The following is an 18,579-nucleotide window of genomic DNA, read 5'->3' as shown; positions in this document are numbered from 1 at the left end:
CCACACTTCCTGCGTGGTACGGCGGATGATGGTCTTGCTCACCTCCACACTTGCTGCGTGGCGCGGCGGATGATGGCCTTGGCCACCCCCACACTTGCTGCGTGGTGCGGCGGAGGATGGTGTTGCCCACCCCCACAGCCCGAAGGACCTGTTTTGTGCGGGGGGTGGTTAAGAGTCGGTGAAGTGGCGTTCTATGGCGGCGTCGAAGCGGGTCAGGGCGTCTGGGTACTCCGGGCCGAACAAGTAGCTGCGGAGCTTGACGCGGGCCCTGGCCAGGGTGTCCTCGCCGTCCAGGAACTCCGTCAGGCCCGACAGGTCGGCGTCGATCAGCATGCCCGCCTCCGTGCTCGGGTAGCGCTCGTGGAAGGCGGACTCCGGGAGGCCGGCGACGTTGGTGACGGCGTAGGGCTTCTCGCTGGCCAGGAAGTCGGCCACCACGCTGGAGATGTCGCTGATCAGCAGGTCGCACTCGTTGAAGCAGTCGTACAGGTGCGGCTCGGGGCCGGTGACGATGAGATGGCGGATGCGGGGTTCCTCGGCGGCGGCGCGGGAGGGGTGGCGGGCCTTCGACGCGGCCAGCTCCGCGGCCTCGATCATGGCGACGATCTTGCGGTGCGCCCGGGTCGCGGCCTTGTCGCGCTGCCCGGTGAGCGGGTGCGGCTTGTAGATGACGCGCAGCGGCGGCTGGTGGTCGAGCAGCGCCCGCACGATGCGCGGCCCCATGGTGACGAGCGAGGTGTGGAACAGGTCGTCGTTCCAGCCCTCCCAGGTGGGCGCGTAGAGGACGGTCCGGTACGGCAGCCCTGGCCCCTTCGTCGATATGCCCTCCAGCTGCGGCCTGCCGACCTCGTGGATGCTCTCGTCCCTGACGCCCACCTTGGCCCGCCGGTAGCGGTCGCGCCCGGCGGGCCCGGCCACCCACACCTCGTCGTAGACCCGCGAGAACGGGTTGAACGACGCCTCCTTGTCGCTGTCGCCGTGGTTGAGGAAGGCGCTGCGCAGGGTGGGGATGCGCAGCATGTGGACGTTCCTGCCGACGTTGGAGACGTACAGGCAGAGCTTGGCGCCGGCCAGGGCGCGGAAGCTCATGAGGTCGGCCGACGACGGGATGCACACCATCGGCAGGCTGGTGCCCTCCAGGTGGGCGGCCATGCCGCGCTCGCGCAGGACGACGATGGCGCGGCGGCGGATGCGTTCGAGGGTGGGCAGCCACATCCTGGCCTGGTAGGCGGCGGCGGTGGCGCCGGAGAAGTACAGGATGACCTCGGGGGCGTACCGCTCGATCTGCTCGCCGACGACCTCCAGGACGCGGGCGCGGTCGGTGAGGGGCGCGGCGCGGCGGACGTACGGGATGAGCGCGAGCGCCCCGGCGAGCCCGGCCGCGAGCGCGAGGGCGGCTCCGAGCGTGGCGGGCGCGGCCCCCTGGACGGCGCCGAGCACGGGCAATGCGTCGAGGTAGAGGAAGACCACGCTGCGGCCGTCGCGCAGCGGCCCTGGCGGCAGCTTGGGGATGCGCAGCGCGGAGACGTCGAGGTTGCGGGTGGTAACCGGCATCCTGCTGAGCATCTGCCGCAGCCGCAGGGCGAGGCCGGTGTGCAGGGCGCGGACGCCGTGCACGGCGAGCATCCCGGCCGCCAGCGCCACGAACCACGGCGAGTCGGCGCCCGTCGTCCGCGCGACCAGCAGCAGCGCCAGGGTCTCGCGGACCGCGAAGCGCAGCGTGATGCCGAGGTGCACCTTGGCCAGCGCCTCGGTGAGGGGGCGGGCGGCGCGCGGCGCGGCGTACTCGACGGCGTAGGACGCCAGAGCTGCCGCCCCGAACAGCATCGGCGCCGGCCACAGGGCCGCGACCAGCAGGACGGGGTAGCAGCCGAGCAGTGCCGCGCTCACGATGAGTCTCCTCATGCGAACGCACGGTAACAAGGTGCGGGTCAAGCGCCGTCAACGCGCACGTCTATGACTTGCCCTGATAGGTCGGAGATGAGAATGTCCAGCGAGGTCTGAGCGACCAGGAGCGGAGAGGCACCGGTATTGACGCAGTTGACCCGGATGCCGTCAGAGGCCCATTCGAGGGCCAGCGCCCGGGTCAGCGCGGCCACCGCCGCAGCGCCGGAGGCGTGCAGCGCGCCCGAACCGGGCGGCACCTGGAACAGCAGGCTGCGCCGCAGGTGGGGCCGCAGGTGGGGCCGTAGGTGGGGCCGGGCGGCGCGGGCCACGTTGAGCGCGCCCAGGTGGAGGGCGGCGACCGCGTCGGCGACGGTCTCGCCGCCCGCCCGCGCCAGCTCGCCCCGATGGCCGGGCCCCGCCGCGACCACCACGTGATCGGCGGGGCCCACGTCGCCGAACGCCTTGGCCACGGAGTCGTAGTCCTCGACCCGCACCCCATCGGCCCTGCTCAGCACGCGGACGTCGGCCCCCTTCGACGGCACCGGCAGCGCCTCGCCCACCACGACCACGACCTGCCCGGCCAAGGCGTCGTCGCCGCCGCGCGGCACCGGCGCGGGCAGCTCGAAGAGCAGCTCGGCGATGTGCAGGTCGGCGGGATGGGTGACCTTGATGTTGCGCTCGCTGCCCGGCACCAAGTGGATCGGCACCTCGGGAAGGTAGCGCAGCACCACGCCGCAGTCGTCGGTGCCGCCGGCGAAGCCGGGATCGGCCATCGCCAGCTCGTAGGCCCGCCTGATCACCGACAGGCGGAAGCACTGCGGGGTCTGGCTGCGCCGCAGCCGCGACCGGTCGAGCACCTCGCCGATCACCTCGCCGCCGTCCTCAGGCACGGCCGTGAAGATCGTGTCGGAGCTCGGGATCGCCACGTTGACGGCCTCGTGGGTCTCCAGCGCGCGGACACAGTCCGTGATGATCCGGGGCTCCAGAAGCGGGCGTACGGCGTCGTGCAGCAACACGTTGCATTCCTGCGCGCCGATCGCCTGCAGGGCCCGCCACGTGCTCTCCGTACGGCTCGACCCGCCGTCCACGACCTTGCTCACCTTGCGGTAGCCGCCGGCCGCCACGATCTCCCGCACCCGGTCGGCGTATCCGGGCGTCATCAGCACCACGACCTCGTCGATCTCCGGCGCGCGCTCGAACGCGGCCAGCGAGTGCTCGATGATCGTCCGCCCCGCCACCTCGATGAGCTGCTTGGGCGTGGCCGCCCCGACCCGCTGTCCGACACCGCCCGCGAGGAGCACTCCGACCGATCGCAGCCGTGAATTCATACGGGCAGCGTAACGGTGCCGGTCCGTGATATCGCGTTGACCTGTCGCTACGCTGTGTCTACGCACCCCCCAGTCCACGCACTCCACCCCGACCGGGAGGAGACCTGCGCTTTGCCCGACTCATTGACCCGCGAAAGCACGGCCACGTCGGTCGTGCTGCTCGCCACGACGCCCGCCGGCAGGCTTCTCAGCGGCGACGGCACCCTGCTCGACCGGCTCAACGACCAGCTCGCCACCCTGCCCGTCCGCGAGGTGCAGGTGATGAGCGCGGGCGGCGGCCTCGCGGCCGACCTGCGCGGCATCGCCAAGATCGTCCGCACCACCACGGGCGCGGTGGCCGTGCTGCCCGCCGACCTGGTGGCCCACACCGAGGCGCTCGCGCTGCTCCTCGAACATCCCGCGCGCTGCACCGCCGCGCTTATCTCGCACGACGCGACCGCCGCCCCGATGCGCCCGCCCGTCCGCGTCGAGGGCGGCAAGGTCGTGGCCGCGGGCAGCTCGTTCCACCTCGTGCCCGAGTCCAACGCGACCTTCCGCGGCGTGCTGCAGGCCGGCGAGGCCGACCTCGGCACGCTCGCCGACGTCGCCGAGGAGCTGGCGGAGCTGGCGGAGGAGGGCAGGCTCGGCCCCGTCACCCCGGTGGAGGCGGTCGACCTGCTGCTCGTCGGGCTCGTCAGGTCGGGGGTGGGCGTGCGGGCGGCGGCGATCGGCTCGCTGCACGCCGACCGGGTCACCGGCCAGAACGCCGCCGACGCCGCCGTACGCCGGCTGGCCGAGGTCGACGAGGCCAAGGTCAGGCTCGACACCTCGGTCAAGGCCGACGACGGCTTCTTCGCCACCTTCTTCGTCTCCACCTGGACCCGCCACCTCATCAAGCCCGCCGTACGGCTCAAGCTCACGCCCAACACCGTCACCGGCATCTCGGCCGGGCTCGCGGTGCTGGCCGCCGTGTGGTTCTCGGGCGGCACCCGCGGCGCGCTCGTGCTGGGCGCGGCGCTGCTCTACCTGTCGTTCGCGCTCGACTGCCTCGACGGGCAGCTCGCCCGCTACACCCGCGGCTTCTCGCCGCTCGGCGCGTGGGCCGACGGCATGTCCGACCGGTTCAAGGAGTACGCCGTCTACGTCGGCCTGGCGGCCGGCTCCGCCGACCCCGGCATCTGGTACCTCGCCGTGGCCGCCATGGTCCTCCAGGTGGTCAGGCACGGCATCGACGCCACGTACGCGGGGGCGGTCGAGGACGGCGCCCGCGTCGGCGCGTCCTGGGGCCGGCCCACCCGCAGCCTGCTGGAGACCCAGGACGTGCGCCGCGCGCCGGGCGGGGTGCTCAAGCTCGCCCACCGGCTCGAACGCGACACGATCGCCCGCTGGCTGAAGAAGATGATCGTGCTGCCGATCGGCGAGCGCATGGCGCTGATCGCCGTCACCGCCGCGTTCTGGAACGCCCGCGTGACGTTCCTGGCGCTGCTCAGCTGGGGCGGCGTGGCCGCCCTCTACCAGCTCGCCGGAAGGATCGCGAGGTCGGCCAGGTGATATCGGTGCAGATGACCCCCGTACCCAACAGCACCGTCGTCGCCTACCGCGACGACGGGCCGCTCTCGCGCGCCATGGGCCTGCTCGTGGCCGGCCAGCTGCCGCCGCTGCCGCCGGTGCTCGCCGGCACGTTCGTGACGGGCGTGCTGCTGGTCATCGGCGTGGCGGGGGCCGACGGGCTGGCCGTGTTCGCGCCCGCCGTGACGCTGCTGCTGGCGGGCCCAGGCAGCACGCACCCGCACGACGGCAGGTTCGACTGGCTCGTGCCGCCGATCCTGCGGCTCATCGAGTACACCTTCATCGCCGCCTGCGGCTTCGCCAACGGCGTGCACCCCGTGCTGATCTTCGTGCTGCTCGGCGCGCTCGCCTTCCATCATTACGATCTGGTCTACAGGCTGCGTCAGCGCGTCTATCCGCCGCCGTGGCTGGCCACCCTCGGGCTCGGCTGGGACGGCAGGATGATGGCGATCTCGCTGATCGCCCTGTCAGGGTGGCTGAGCAGCGGTTACGTCGTGCTCGCGGTCTATCTCTGGGGCCTGTTCTGCTGGGAGAGCCTCACGTGCTGGCTCGCCGCACCCCGATCCGGGGTCGAGGCCGCCGAGGCGGGAACGCAAGACTGACGCCGGATTACCCGCACGGGGTCCAAAGACGAATACTCTTTGGGCCACGGAAGTCATGCCGACTGAGGAGTGCACGTTGCTGGGAATGGTTCTGGCCGCTGGGGCCGGACGACGCCTGCGGCCGTACACCGACACGCTGCCCAAGGCGCTCGTGCCGGTCGACGGCGAAACCACGATCATGGACATCTCGCTGCGCAATCTCGCCGAGGTGGGCCTGCGCGAGGTCGTGGTCGTCGTCGGTTACGCGGCGCAGGCCGTGCAGGAGCGTAAGGACGAGCTGGAGGAGCGCCACGGCGTCCGGCTCACCCTCGTGCACAACGACAAGGCCGAGGAGTGGAACAACGCCTACTCCCTGTGGTGCGCGCGCGACTACTTCGCCCAGGGCGTGCTGCTGGTCAACGGCGACACCGTGCACCCCGTCTCGGTGGAGAAGACCCTGCTGTCGGCCCCCGAGACGAGCGACGTGCTGCTCGCCGTCGACAACGTGAAGAAGCTGGCCGACGAGGAGATGAAGGTCACGCTGACGCCCGAGGGCGCGCTGCGGCGCATCACCAAGCTGATGGACCCGGCCGACGCCTACGGCGAGTACATCGGCGCCACCCTCATCCGCCCCGGCGCGGCCGACCGGCTGGCCGACGCACTGAAGACCACGTACGAGCGCGACCCCCAGCTCTACTACGAGGACGGCTACCAGGAGATGGTCGATCGCGGCGAGCTGATCCACGCCGCGCCCATCGGCGAGGTCGACTGGGTCGAGGTGGACAACCACGACGACCTGGCCAAGGCCCGCACCATAGCCGTCCACTACTGAGGGGGCGCGCATGCCGCTTCTCGCGAGGATGTTGCCGGCGCCCTTGACGATGGACGTCAGGCGGGGCGCGGTGGCCGAGCTCGGCGCCCTGCTGGCCGACAGCCGCGTGGCCACCTCCGGCCGGGTCGCCGTGGCGGTCGGCCCCGGCCAGGGCGACCACATCGAGAGTCTCATCGCGCCCACGCTGGGCGAGGCCGAGGTGTTCAGGGTGGCCGACGGCACGGTCGACGCGGCCGTCTCGCTGGGTGCCGACCTGCGCAAGGGCGCCTACGAGGTGGTGGTGGGCGTCGGCGGCGGCAAGACGATCGACGCGACCAAATACGCCGCGTCGCTGGCCGGCATCCCCATGGTGGCCGTGGCCACCAACCTGTCCCACGACGGCATCTGCTCGCCCACGGCCTCGCTGGTCTACGAGGGCGGCAAGGGCACGTTCGGGGTGCCGATGCCGCTCGCGATCCTCGTCGACCTCGACTTCGTGCACAGCGCACCGAAGTCGCTGGTGCGGGCGGGCGTCGGCGACGTCATCAGCAACCTGTCGGCGATCGAGGACTGGCAGCTCGGCAACGTCGAGCGCGGCGAGCCCATCGACGGGCTGGCCTGCTCGATGTCGCGCACCGCCGCGGAGGCGCTCATCGGGCGCAAGGACTCCATCGAGTCCGACGCGTTCCTGACCGTGCTCGCCGAGTCGCTGATCCTGTCGGGCATCTCCATGGTCGTAGCGGGCTCATCCCGGCCCGCGAGCGGTGGAGATCATGAGATCCTTCATGCCGTGGATCAGCTCTTCCCCGGCACCTCCAACCACGGCGAGCTCGCCGGCATCGGTGCCGCCTTCTGCTTCTTCCTGCGCGAGGACGCCGCCCGCGTCGAGCAGGTCGTCGGCTGCCTGCGCCGCCACGAGCTGCCCGTCGTGCCCGGGGACATCGGGCTGAGTGCCGAGCAGTTCGCCGAGGTCGTCGCACTGGCCCCGGCCACTCGCCCCGGCCGTTACACGATCCTGGAGCACCTGCGGATGCAGGATTCGGAGATTCGCGATCGGGTGGGGGACTATGTCCGGGCCTTCGGTAGCTGAGCTGAGGCGGGTGGCCCAGCCCGCGGGCCACCTGGAGCGCCGCAACGGCGAGCACTGGGCGGGCGTGCTCTACATGCGCCGGCTGTCCATCTACGTCACCTGGGCGATGACCAAGACGCCCGTCACGCCCGACCAGCTCACCTGGGTGATGACGGTGGCCGGCGTGGCGGCCGGGTTCGTGCTGGCGCTGCCGGGGCTGTGGGCGGCCGTGCTCGCCGCCCTGCTCATCCAGGTCTACCTGCTGCTCGACTGCTCCGACGGCGAGCTGGCCCGCTGGACGGGCAAGACCTCGCTCGCCGGGGTCTACCTCGACCGGGTGGGCGCCTACTTCGCCGAGGCGGCCGTGCTGGCCGGGCTCGGCTGGCGGGCCTCCGAGGTGCTGCCCGACTGGTACACCGTGCTCGGCTTCGCGGGCGCGCTCGGCGCCATCCTCATCAAGGCCGAGAGCGACCTGGTGGAGGTGGCCAGGGCCAAGGGCGGGCTGGGCGCGGCCACCGAGGCGGCGGCCGTGCAGTTCCGCTCGGGGCTGCTCGGGCTGGGCCGCCGGATCCTGGCGGCGACGCAGTTCCACCGCATCATGCAGCCCATCGAGCTGTCGCTGCTGGCCGTGGTGACCGCGATCATCGACGCGGTCATCGGCGTGCCGACGGCCACGCGGGTGCTCGTGGTGGCCTGCGCCATCGCCGCCGCCGTGCAAGTGGTGCTGCATCTGATCAGCATCATGGCATCGAGACGACTTGCTTGATCTCCACCGGAGACGACTTGCTTGATCTCCACCGGAACCGCCGAGGCGTCTTGTCCGTCGTATTGATCGGACGTCCGCGGTTCGGTGGGGGTTCACTGTCGGTTCCGATACGCTTAGCTTCACCATCCAGGACCATGCAGACCAGCAGACTCGGTGATCATGAAAGAATGCTCCGCTCGTGTTCTCAACGCGTCAGGACGATGATTCGTTGAAGATCTCGTGCGTCATCCTCACCATGGGCAACCGGGTTGCGGAGCTGAACCGGGCGGTCGATTCCGCGCTCAACCAGGTCGACGGCGACGTCGAGGTGGTGATCGTAGGCAACGGAGCCGACGTGCCCCAGTTGTCGGCGACGCCACCCGAGGGTTCGGCCGCGGTCGTGAAATCGATCCGGCTCGACCACAACACCGGCATCCCGGCCGGCCGTAACCGGGGCGTCGAAGAGTGCTCAGGCGACGTCGTGCTGTTCCTCGACGACGACGGCTGGTACGCCGACCAGAAGGTCGTCTCCCACGTGCGCGACCGCTTCGCCACCGAGCCCGACCTCGCGGTCATCTCCTTCCGGGTGATGGACCCCGACGGCGGCATCGGCCAGCGCCGCCACGTGCCGCGCCTGCGGGCCGGCGACCCGCAGCGCTCGTCGCCCGTCACCACGTTCCTCGGCGGCGCGTCGGCGATCAGGCGCTCGGCCTTCCTCCAGGTCGGCGGGCTGCCCGAGCGGTTCTTCTACGCCCACGAGGAGACCGACCTGGCCTGGCGGCTGCTCGGCGAGGGCTACCGCATCGAATACGACGCCGAGACGGTGATGTACCACCCGCAGGTGCCGCCGACCAGGCACACGGAGTTCTACCGCCTCAACGCCCGCAACCGGGTCTGGCTGGCCCGCCGCAACCTGCCGTGGCCGCTGGCCTTCCTCTACCTCACCAACTGGGTGGTGCTCACGCTGGTGCGCGAGCGCGGCTCCTCGGCCGCGCTCAAGGCGTGGTTCTCCGGCTTCTTCGAGGGCCTGCGCACCCCGGCCGGCGAGCGGCGGCCGATGGCGTGGCGCACCGCGTGGCGCATGGTCAAGCTGGGCCGCCCGCCCATCGTCTGACGTTCACGGCCCGACGCTCACGGCCCGACGCTCGCAGCCCGACGTTCACAGCCGTCTGGCCTCGCCGAAGCACATCGCGGCGTGCGCGACCGTGCTGCTGAACATCGCCCGCTTGGGCAGCCCCAGCTCGCTCAGCTCCTTGGCGATGGGGTGGTTGCCCAGGCGGATCAGCGCGCCGCTGGGACGCACCTGGGCGCCGCGCGCCCGCACGGTCCACGGCACGACCCTGGTGAGGCCGTCGCGGTGCGTGTAGGCGTCGAGCGGCGCCATCACGCTCGCCCCCGGCACCGGCACGCCCGGTTTGACCAGAAGATCGAGCACCAGCCGCCCGTCCTTGCGCAGGATGCACCGCTTGTACGGCGACCGCAGCCGCAGCTCGATGTCGGCCAGCTCCTTCGGAAACCCCCACAACGACCGCCCGGCCTCCAGCGTGAACGTCTGGTCGACCGGCAGCCAGTGCACGAACACCCCCGCGTGCCGCAGCTCGCCAGGGCCCACGCTCGCGGGGACGCCCGGCCTGCGCACCAGGAAGGCCATGCCGAACTCGTGGTAGGCGTCGAGGTCACCGTCGCGGTAGTCGGCGAACACCAGCACGCACACGGCCTTGCCGGGCAGCACCTCGGCCACGTCGAGCCCGGAGTAGGCGATCACCGCCCGCGCGGCGTCGGCACGCACCGGGTAGAAGGCACTGCACACCTCGGCGTCCCTCACCCGCACGGGCATGTCCAGTGTCCGGCCCTGGATCAGATGCGATGCCATGGCACCAGTACATCAACCGCCACGTCCTGTGGCCATTCCCGCGCCGGGTGGCGTCCGGCTGTGTCGGGGCAACGGAAACCAGCCCGCGGCGCCATCGTGGCCCGCCCTGGACGGGCGCGCGGCCCACGTCTCGGCCCGCTGGACGAACGCGGCCGCGTGGTCGGGCCAGTGGTGGTGCAGGCGGGCCTCCACGTGCCCGAGCGCGCCCAGCTTCAGCCGCAGCGCCGGGTCCTCCTTGAGGTCCAGGACGGCGTTCAGCACCGCGTCCACGTCCAGCGGCACCACCAGCCCGCAGCCGGCCGGCTCGACCGTCGCCGCGCCCTGCGGGGTGGTGATCACCGGCAGGCCGCGGCCCATGTAGTCGAGGATCTTGGTGGGCGGCGTGGCCACCGTGGCGTCGGCCAGCGACAGGCCCGCCAGCGCGCCCTCTGCCATGCGCAGGGCGTGGCGGAGCGGGACGTGGCCGTACCAGTCGAGCAGCCCCACCCGTTGCGCGTCGCGCAGCAGCGGGCGGACGCCGGGGGCGGCGGCGCCGATCAGGTCGAGCCTGATGCCGTGCGGCACCAGCCGCTCGGCCAGGCCGATCAGCTCCATCACGCCGCGCTCCACCGACAGGCGGCCGAGGTGCACGACCCTCGTGTCGCCCGGCGCCGGCGGGGCGGGGGAGACCAGGGTCGCCTCGGGCACCTCGGCGGGGGTGATCACCTCGTGGCGCCGGTGCGCGCGGGCCAGCCGCCTGGGGGAGACCTGCTCGCGTACGTCCCAGACGACGTGAGGACGCCGGTGGGGCAGCATGCGCAGCAGCCGGTGCTCGTGCACGATCAGCAGGTCCGCGCCCCGCAGGCCGCGTCTGAGCGCGGCCCGCGCGCGGCCCGGCGAGGCGAGGTGCGCCACGTCCACCGCGGTCAGCTCCATGGCGGGTGTCACGTTGAAATGGGTGAACGGCGCCACGTAGGTCACCTCGTGGCCCGCGTCGAGCAGCGCCCGGATCTGCCGGTGCATGATCCGGGCGTCCTCGGGATGATGGACGGTCGTGGCGACACATGCGCGCATGTGTCGATGCTCCGCGCCCACCCGGTCAACGGCGTTAATGCGGGGAAAACGATCGCTTAACTTCGTGAGGGGCGGCGATAGAGCCAGGTCAGGCGGGGTTCGAGCACCCACTTGAAGAGCGTGCGGGTCTCGGCCAGGCACAGGATGATGGCCAGCGCGAAACAGCTCGACGCGATCGCGAGCACGCCCAGCGGGCCGTAGAGCCACGGCACCGACAGCCAGCCCATCTCCTTGGCGATCAGCACCGGGATGCCGTGCAGCAGGTAGCAGTAGAGCGTGCGGGTGCCGAGGTCGGTGTACCAGGTCTCCTTCCTGGGCACCAGCGCCAGCACCGCGAAGCACATCGCCAGGGCGCAGATCAGCAGGCCCGTACGCACGCCCAGGCCCATCCACCAGGACAGGTGCAGGTCCTGGTAGCTGTTCTTGTAGTAGAACGGGCCGAGCGGCGACTTGGGCGCGATGTAGATGGCCACCGCCGCCGCGCCCAGCACGGTGAACACCGCGACGATCTTGATCCAGCGGCGGTTGAGCATCTCGAAGTGCTCGGGCTGCATCACGAGGCCGATCACGAAGAACGGCAGCAGGCCGAAGAAGCGGTCCATGCTGAAGTCGCCCGAGATCTGGGAGAACCCGGCGAACAGGTAGATCGCTATCGCCACCGGCACGGGGTATCTCATCCGCTTCCACACCGGTGTGGACAGCCGCCAGAACAGCAGCGCCAGCAGATACCAGTTGAGCCACGCCGGGTCGATGATCGTCAGGCTCCACTTCTGGCCCAGCGCGAAGCGGAGCGCGGCGTAGCCGACCTCGACGATGACGTACGGGATGAGGAACGTGTCGACCAGTTTGTTGGTCTTGGCGTTGGAGTTCCAGAAGTTTCTGGACAGGTAGCCGCTGATCAGCACGAACAGCGGCATGTGGAACGTGTAGATGAAGATGTAGGCCGCCCGCGCCGAGTCGGCGGCCAGCGTCGGCACCAGGGAGTGGCCGATCGGTACCAGGGCGATCAGGACGAACTTGACGTTGTCGAGGAACGGGTCGCGCTTGCGCTTCGGCTTTTCCGGCTGCTGCTGCGGCTCCGGCCGCTCCTGGCCACCGGCGCCCGGCGTCGCCGCCGGCCGCTGCCCGGCGCCCGCTGCCACCGGAACGGCGGGCTGCTCGGCACGTCGGCCTGCGGTTCGCCCCGCGGGCCGGCCGGCCGGCTGCCCCTCGGGCTGTCCGGAGGGCACCGCCTGTCCCGGCTCAGGGCCCCCCGCCACCAGGACCCCGTCAGGTCCCGCGACCGGCTCCTTGGCCCGCCGCCCGCGCGGCGCCACGGGCTCGTCACCCGCCACGGCCCGAGCCCGCCTGCCCCCAGGGGCGGCGGCGTCGCGGCCTTGCGCACGCGCCTCGCCGATCTCGGGGGCGGCGGCGCGAGCCTGTCCGGCCTCGAAGCCGCGGCCACGGGCCGGGCCGGCCTCGGGGGCCCGGCCGCGGTGTTGTCCTGCCTCCGCGCCACGGCCGTTGGCGAGCGGTGAGCCCGGGTCCGCGCGCCGGTCGTCGGCGAGCGGCCGGGCCGGCTCGGAGCCGTGGCCGTTGGAGTAGGGGTGGCCGGCGTCGGCGCCTCTGCGGCCGCGCGAGCGTCCGGCCTCGGGGCTCGTGCCGCGAGACCGGGGGGCGGGAGCGTCCGGGGTGATGGCCGGCTGGGGCTGCGTCAGCTCGCCTGGCGCCACCCCGTGCGGGTCGGTGGACTCGCTCCAGAAGGTCTCTTCCGGCAGCGGCCAGCGGGATCCCGTGTTGGCAGGTCCCTCCTCTTCGGGACGCCGCGGGGTCGTGGCCGGTCGGGAGGAACTGGTGTCAGACACAGAAGGAAGTCGCTCAGCTTCGCTCGGGGCCGGGGAACACGACGGCAGCGCGGTGATGGACTGTTGCGGGCCCGTTCAGCGCTGCGTCGCCGACCGCCACAGACTATCCCGCCTTCAGACTCCTGTCTCTCGTAGCGAGCCAGAACGGCTCGTTACACAGGGAACTTGGAGCCTCAGGTGCACACGTTCTTCTGCTCGGACGCGGTGATGGTGCTGTTGTTGACGCTGTCGGGCAGCTTGGTCACCTTGACCGAGTCGAAGTCCTCGCCGACCACGAGCTGGATCACCGGCGTGCCCTTCGCGGGCGCCCCGGCACCGGCCGTGGTGGCCACGGCCCCGGTGTACGGCTGCGCCCCGACCGCCTTCACCTTCCCGGACGCGGCCTGCGGCTTCGGCAGGACGGACCCGCCCAGAGTAAGGGCGTGGTCGGCGGCGGTCTCGGCGGTCTTGGAGTAGTGGATCTCGCTCTTGGCCAGGCTCGCACCGCCCGGGGCCTCGTAGTTGCCCAGGCCCACGACCGTGAAGCCCTGCTTGGCCAGCTCGTCGGCGACCTCGCGGGCCTTGCCGACGGTCTTGGTGCCGTTGAGCACCTGGACGCGCACCTGCTCAGGCTTGATCTTGGCCTTCGGCTTGGCCGGCGTGTCGGCGCCCGCCTCGGCGGTCTTGGTCACCTCGGTGTCGGTCTTGATCGAGGTGAACAGCTCGTTGGCGTCGGGCTGCTTCCAGACCACCCGGTTGGTGTCCTCGGGGTCGGGGACCCAGGGCACGGTGGTGAACTTGACGCCGTTGGCGGTCATCTCCTTCGCGCTCAGCGCGATCTGGATGAGCTGCTCGGTGTCGTTGGCCAGCTCGGGGTCCATGGTGACCGAGCCGGCCGCCGCGGCGATGAAGTCGCGCAGCCTGCCCACGTCGGTCAGCAGCTCGCTGCTGGTGGCCTTGGCGACGACCTTGCTGAGGAAGATCTGCTGGCGCTTGATGCGCTGAATGTCGCTGCCGTCGCCGTATTTGCGCAGGCGTACGTAGCCGAGCGCCTTCTCGCCGTTGAGCAGGCTCTTGCCGGGCGGCAGCACCAGCTTGGACGCCTTGTCGTTGACGCCCGACTTGAGGCAGATCTCGATGCCGCCGAGCGCGTCGACGATGTTCTTGAAGCCGCTGAAGTCCACCTCGACGAAGTGGTTGACGCGGATGCCGGTGAGGGTCTCGATGGTGGAGATCGTGCAGGCGATGCCGCCCGAGTTGTACGCCGAGTTGATCATGTCGCGGCGCGGCGGCATCTCCTGCTTGGTGGCCTCGTTCTTGCACTTGGGGATCTGCACCATGGAGTCGCGCGGGAAGCTGATCAGCCGCGCCTTGTCGCGGTCGGGCGACAGGTGCAGGAGGATGATCGTGTCGGTGCGCTTGCCGCCCGCGTTGGCCTCGCGGGCCAGCTGCTGGCCGTATCTCGCGTTGCCGGCGCCCGCGCGCGTGTCGGAGCCGACGAGCAGCACGTTGAGCGCGCCCGTGTCGGGCGGGCGCGGGTTGATGATGTCTTCCTTGACGCTCTTCTCGTTGATGTTGCCGAAGGCGTCGCGATAGGCGGTGTACGCCGTCAGCGCACCCGCCACCATGACCGTGGTGACGCCGATGCTCACGTACGCCAGCACGCGCATCTTGGTCTGGCCGCCGCCGGAGCCGCCGGAGCGGTGGCTGCGCGGGGGACGGTCGTCGGGCGGCGGTGGCGGCGGCGGGGCGGCGGCGGCCGCTCTGCGGGCCATCCTGCTGCCCGGCTGGGTGGCGGCCGATCGGCGGTCGTGCACGGAATCGACTACCGGCACGCTCCTGTAGTCAGTCATACGCCCCCGACCTCACTCCTTGCGCCGCCGGCATGGTCGCTCCGCGCCACGAGACTAGGTCACGTACGGCGTGCCACGGGTCATGAACGTGGGGAACGGCCGTGACCCGGGTGTGATGTTTCCGCCGCACAGCATACTCAGAGCCGGACATTGGGTGGAATATCATCGCCAAACTCTTTCTCCGCGACCAGGGCGTCCTCGCTCGTCACGCCCCCGGCCGCTTCGCTCTCGTTCGCGTCCTTGTTCGCGTCGTCTCCGCTCCGCGGGCCCGATGGCGAGGGCCGCCGCCAGACAGGCCACCGGCACGGCCGGCAGGACGTACCGGTAGTCGAACTCAGCGGCCGCGGCCGGCGTGATCAGCAGCACGACGGCCACCGACCAGGGCGCCAGCCAGGGCGGAGGCGTCGTCAGGCCGTTGCCTGGGCGGTCGCCCGCGCGTCTGCGGGCGATCGCCGCCACCGGTGGCACGAGCAGGACTGCCAGCAGCAGCGTGCCGGGCAGGCGCGCCACGCTCTGGTAGGCCCGTAGCCAGCCGGCATATGGCTCGACGATCTCCGTGCCGATCGCACCCTGCTCGTAGAGCTTGGCATACTCGGCGCCGACCTGCGCGGGATAGCGGCCAGGTGGCCCGGGGCGCTCGTCCGGGAACTGGTAGTAGCCGTAGATCTCGGCGTCCGGATAGACCGGGCGGTCCCAGCGGAACGTGCGGGCCAGCTCCGACAGCACCGACCCGGCGTAGTCGAGCGGCTGCTTGGTGATCGCCAGCATCGCGAACCTGCCCGCCAGGTCGTCGGTCTCCTTCGTGAACGTGATGCCGGGCCGCCGCACCAGCGGGGAGTCCTGGGCCCAGATGTACTCCTGCGAGGGCGGCCGCTGGTCGGGCGGGCGCGCGTCGCACAGCTCCCGCAGGTCGGGCGGCGGGTCCATCTCGGCGCAGTCGGCGAAGGACATCGTGCGGGCGTACAGGAAGACGCCGTTCGCGCCGATCAGGCCCACCCGCTGGTACGTGGCGTAGAACCAGGCCCCGTACGCGAGGAGCGGCACCAGCGCGACCGCCACCAGCACACCCGCCAGTCTGATCCGCCCGCGCAGCACGAACCAGGCCGCCAGCAGGACGATCAGCGGCTGCCCGACGGTCCTGGTCAGCGTGGCCGCCGCCAGCAGCAGGCCGATGCCCGCCACCGTCGCAGGGCGGGCCGTCGTGGCCAGCATGACCGCCGTCGCCACGAGGAACATGAAGAGCGTGTCCGAGACGAGCAGGTGCTCCAGCTCGATCTGGTACGCGTCCAGCAGCACAGGAACCGCCGCCAGCGTCGCCGCCCACCTGGGTGCTCTGCGCGCCGTCCGGTAGATCAGCACCCCGGTCGCCAGGCCCAGCAGGTGCTGCGCCACCGTCACCGCGCCGAACGCGTGCAGCGGTTCCAGCAGCTTGAGGAACATCGAGTAGCCGGCCGGGCGCACCAGGTCGGGGCGGGGCCTGAAGACGGTGACGATGTAGGTGTAGGAGTCGGGGAACCACAGCGCGGGCCGGTACCCCAGCATGGCGAGCAGCCGCAGCACGGCCCCGAGCCCCAGCACGGCGAGGAACCACCGATGCCGCCGCACCCGCTCCCGCACCCCGGCCCCCCTCCGCCGCCTTCCTGCCCGCTCCTCCGGAGGCTCGGCGCGCTGAGCCGGCTCGGTGCGTTGCCCATGCTCTTCCGCGCGCTGAGCCGGCTCGGTGCGTTGCCCCTGTTCCTCCGCGCGTTCTTCCGCGCGTTCTTCCGCGCGCGGACGCGGGCTCGCGGGTCGCGCGGGCTTTTCTGGGGGTGCGGGGTTCGCGGGCCTTTCGGCATGCGGGTCCGCCATCAACGGCTGGTCCTTCCCATCTCCGGCACGTCGCGTACGCTACCGGCGTTTTCGCCTCTCCCGTGCCTCCGGGGCCTCTGGCGGCTGCCGTGGCCGCGAGGGGTGTGCGGGGTTGGATACGCTCGGTCTCCGATGGAACACGATCATCGTCCCGGCCGGTGGCTCGCCGCGCTGTCGGTGCTCCCCGCGCTGGCCGTGGCGGGCTGGTTGCTGGCCGGGCTGCCGCTGTTGCTGCTCGGCCGGTTCACGCCGGTGCTCGTCACCGTGCTCGGGGTCCCCATGGCGGTGCTGCTGTGCTGGGCGGGGACCCGCGGCCTGTGGGCCGGAGCGCTGCGGGCGGCTTGGTGGCAGCTCGGCGGGGTCGTCGGGGTGGCGGTGGCGTCCGGGGTGTTCAACGTGCTCCTGCACAGCGAGCAGCTCGCCGTCAGGCGTGATCCGGCCACCTACGCCCAGTACGCCGCCTGGATCGCCGCCCACGGCTCGCTGCCGATCCCGGCGCAGGCCGAGGCGTTCGGCGGGCCCGACGCGGGGCTGGAGTTCGACAGCGTCGGGTTCTACGCGGTGGACGGCGGGGTGTTGCCGCAGTTCATGCCGGGGCCGCCGATGCTGTTCGCGATCGGTGACTGGCTGGGGGCGCCGTTCGTGGTGCCGGCCGTGCTGGGCGCGCTCGCGGTGCTCACGCTGGGCGGCGTGGTGGCGCGGCTGGCGGGCGCGCGGTGGGCGGTGCTGGCGGCGACGGTGTTCGCGGTCTGCATGCCGGTCCTCTACACCTCGCGGACCACGTTCAGCGAGATCCCGTCGATGATCCTGCTGTTCGGCGGGCTGGCCCTGGCGTACGACGCGCTGGAGCGAGCCCGTGACGGCCGGCCGGGCCGGGGCACGGCGGGGCTGGCCGGGCTGGTGTTCGGGCTGGCGGTGCTGGTCAGGATCGACGGGCTGCGCGACGTGCTGCCGGTGCTGGCGTTCGCCGGGCTGCTGATCGCGCTGCGCAGGCTGGGCAGGCCGGTGGGGCGGCTCGGGCCGCCGCTGCTCGCGGGACTGGTCGCCGGGGCCTGCGTCGGGCTGGCGGCGGCGTATCTGCTGGCCAGGCCGTACCTCGACTATCTGAGCGGCTCCGTGCGGCCGCTGCTGCTCATCTGCGCCGCCGTCCTCGTGCTCACCCTCGCAGGTACGGCCGCCGCCCCCGCCCTCGCCCGGATCAGCCTGCCGGGCTGGCTGCCGAGGACCGGCGCGGTGCTGACCGTGCTGCTGATGGCCGCCCTGTACGCCCGCCCGTGGTACCAGACCGTGACCAGGGATCCGGCGAACCCGGAGGACTGGCGCACGTACGAGATGATCCGGCAGATCCAGCGCGCCAACGGCCTGCCGGAGGACGGCACCCGCCTCTACTTCGAGAACTCCCTGCACTGGCTCACCTGGTACGTCGGCCCGGCGACGCTCGCCCTGGCCACGATCGCCGCCGCCCTCCTGGTGCGCAGGCTGCTGCGCGACGGCTCGTCGTTCACCTGGCTGCTGCCGCTCGCGGTGGTGGGCTGGACGACGGTCACGACGCTGCTGCGCCCTGAGATCACCCCCGACCATCCGTGGGCCGCCCGCCGCCTGGTGCCGGTGGTGATCCCCGGGGTGATCCTGCTGGCCGCGTACGGGCTGGCCCGGCTGCGCCGGCTCATGGACCGGCACGGCCCGCTGGTGCTGAAGTGGGGCACGGTGATGGCGGTGCTGCTGGTGCTGGCGCCGCCGGTGGTGACGTCGATCGGCACCGCGTTCACGCCGGTCGAGCGGGGTGAGGCGGCGGCGGTCGAGGAGATGTGCGCGCGGCTGCCCGACCGGGCGTCGGTGCTGTTCGTGGAGCGGGTGACCGGCGACCGGTTCGTCCAGGTCGTACGGGGAATGTGCGGAAAACCGGCCGCCAAGGTCAAGCGGGCGGGCACCGACGTCGCGCCGGAGCGCGAGGTGCGCCGCCAGATCGAGCGGGTGCGCGCGGCCGGCCGGGTGCCGGTGCTGCTGGGCGCCGAGGAGCCGCAGGTCGCGCCGTACGGGCGGCCCACGCAGGTGATGCGGCTGGTCACCCGGCAGGACGAGCGCTCGCTCATTGAGGCCCCCAATGCCACATGGTCACTGCGGATCAACGTGTGGATGGCCGTCGCTTGACCGGGATGG

General features: G+C 71.7%; 14 protein-coding genes. 7 read left to right on the top strand and 7 right to left on the bottom strand.

Going from position 1 to position 18,579, the window contains the following annotated elements; all coding sequences use genetic code 11:
• Positions 1-168: 168 nt before the first annotated feature.
• The gene (locus ACFFR3_RS04415) at positions 169-1,905 is read right to left on the bottom strand and encodes a CDP-glycerol glycerophosphotransferase family protein (RefSeq protein WP_379482628.1); all 1,737 of its coding nucleotides are present in this window, start codon (positions 1,903-1,905) and stop codon (positions 169-171) included.
• 26 nt (positions 1,906-1,931) lie between these two features.
• Complete coding sequence (locus tag ACFFR3_RS04410) at positions 1,932-3,215, bottom strand: SDR family oxidoreductase (protein WP_345396468.1); 1,284 nt, start codon at positions 3,213-3,215, stop codon at positions 1,932-1,934.
• Positions 3,216-3,326: 111 nt separating this feature from the next.
• On the opposite strand from ACFFR3_RS04410, the gene ACFFR3_RS04405 reads away from it, so the two are divergent.
• From ACFFR3_RS04405 to ACFFR3_RS04380, 6 genes are all read left to right on the top strand, one after another.
• A complete protein-coding gene (locus tag ACFFR3_RS04405; protein WP_364365200.1) occupies positions 3,327-4,745 on the top strand; it encodes a CDP-alcohol phosphatidyltransferase family protein in 1,419 nt (472 codons plus the stop codon).
• A gap of 11 nt (positions 4,746-4,756) precedes the next feature.
• Complete coding sequence (locus tag ACFFR3_RS04400) at positions 4,757-5,365, top strand: DUF5941 domain-containing protein (RefSeq protein WP_364365203.1); 609 nt, start codon at positions 4,757-4,759, stop codon at positions 5,363-5,365.
• A gap of 76 nt (positions 5,366-5,441) precedes the next feature.
• Positions 5,442-6,176: a phosphocholine cytidylyltransferase family protein gene (locus ACFFR3_RS04395; RefSeq protein ID WP_364365206.1), complete on the top strand. Its 735-nt coding sequence runs from the start codon at positions 5,442-5,444 to the stop codon at positions 6,174-6,176.
• 28 nt (positions 6,177-6,204) lie between these two features.
• On the top strand, positions 6,205-7,245 hold the full coding sequence (locus ACFFR3_RS04390) for an iron-containing alcohol dehydrogenase family protein (protein WP_345409547.1): 1,041 nt from the start codon (positions 6,205-6,207) through the stop codon (positions 7,243-7,245).
• Complete coding sequence (locus ACFFR3_RS04385) at positions 7,223-7,990, top strand: CDP-alcohol phosphatidyltransferase family protein (protein ID WP_345396486.1); 768 nt, start codon at positions 7,223-7,225, stop codon at positions 7,988-7,990. The genes ACFFR3_RS04390 and ACFFR3_RS04385 overlap by 23 nt, the downstream gene beginning before the upstream one ends.
• Before the next feature lie 208 nt (positions 7,991-8,198).
• Positions 8,199-9,083: a glycosyltransferase family 2 protein gene (locus ACFFR3_RS04380; protein WP_345396489.1), complete on the top strand. Its 885-nt coding sequence runs from the start codon at positions 8,199-8,201 to the stop codon at positions 9,081-9,083.
• Positions 9,084-9,128: 45 nt separating this feature from the next.
• On the opposite strand, the gene ACFFR3_RS04375 is transcribed toward ACFFR3_RS04380, so the two are convergent.
• From ACFFR3_RS04375 to ACFFR3_RS04355, 5 genes are all read right to left on the bottom strand, one after another.
• Entirely contained in the window at positions 9,129-9,842 is a 714-nt protein-coding gene (locus ACFFR3_RS04375; protein WP_364365210.1) for an acetoacetate decarboxylase family protein, read from the bottom strand.
• A gap of 12 nt (positions 9,843-9,854) precedes the next feature.
• Positions 9,855-10,895, bottom strand: coding sequence for a glycosyltransferase (locus ACFFR3_RS04370; protein WP_364365213.1), 1,041 nt, complete (start codon positions 10,893-10,895; stop codon positions 9,855-9,857).
• Positions 10,896-10,951: 56 nt separating this feature from the next.
• A complete protein-coding gene (locus ACFFR3_RS04365) occupies positions 10,952-12,739 on the bottom strand; it encodes an acyltransferase family protein (RefSeq protein ID WP_379482627.1) in 1,788 nt (595 codons plus the stop codon).
• Positions 12,740-12,912: 173 nt separating this feature from the next.
• Positions 12,913-14,571 carry an LCP family protein gene (locus tag ACFFR3_RS04360; protein WP_345396504.1) on the bottom strand — a complete coding sequence of 553 codons (1,659 nt, stop codon included), beginning with the start codon at positions 14,569-14,571 and terminating at the stop codon, positions 12,913-12,915.
• A gap of 162 nt (positions 14,572-14,733) precedes the next feature.
• On the bottom strand, positions 14,734-16,188 hold the full coding sequence (locus ACFFR3_RS04355) for a glycosyltransferase family protein (RefSeq protein WP_379482626.1): 1,455 nt from the start codon (positions 16,186-16,188) through the stop codon (positions 14,734-14,736).
• A 363-nt stretch (positions 16,189-16,551) separates the two neighbouring features.
• Between ACFFR3_RS04355 and ACFFR3_RS04350 the strand changes: the two genes are divergently transcribed.
• Positions 16,552-18,570: a hypothetical protein gene (locus ACFFR3_RS04350; protein ID WP_379482625.1), complete on the top strand. Its 2,019-nt coding sequence runs from the start codon at positions 16,552-16,554 to the stop codon at positions 18,568-18,570.
• Positions 18,571-18,579 lie beyond the last annotated feature (9 nt).

This window comes from Nonomuraea salmonea, assembly GCF_042428605.1.
In the GTDB taxonomy this organism is placed as follows: domain Bacteria; phylum Actinomycetota; class Actinomycetes; order Streptosporangiales; family Streptosporangiaceae; genus Nonomuraea; species Nonomuraea salmonea.
This window is presented reverse-complemented; position numbering and strand designations above follow the sequence as displayed.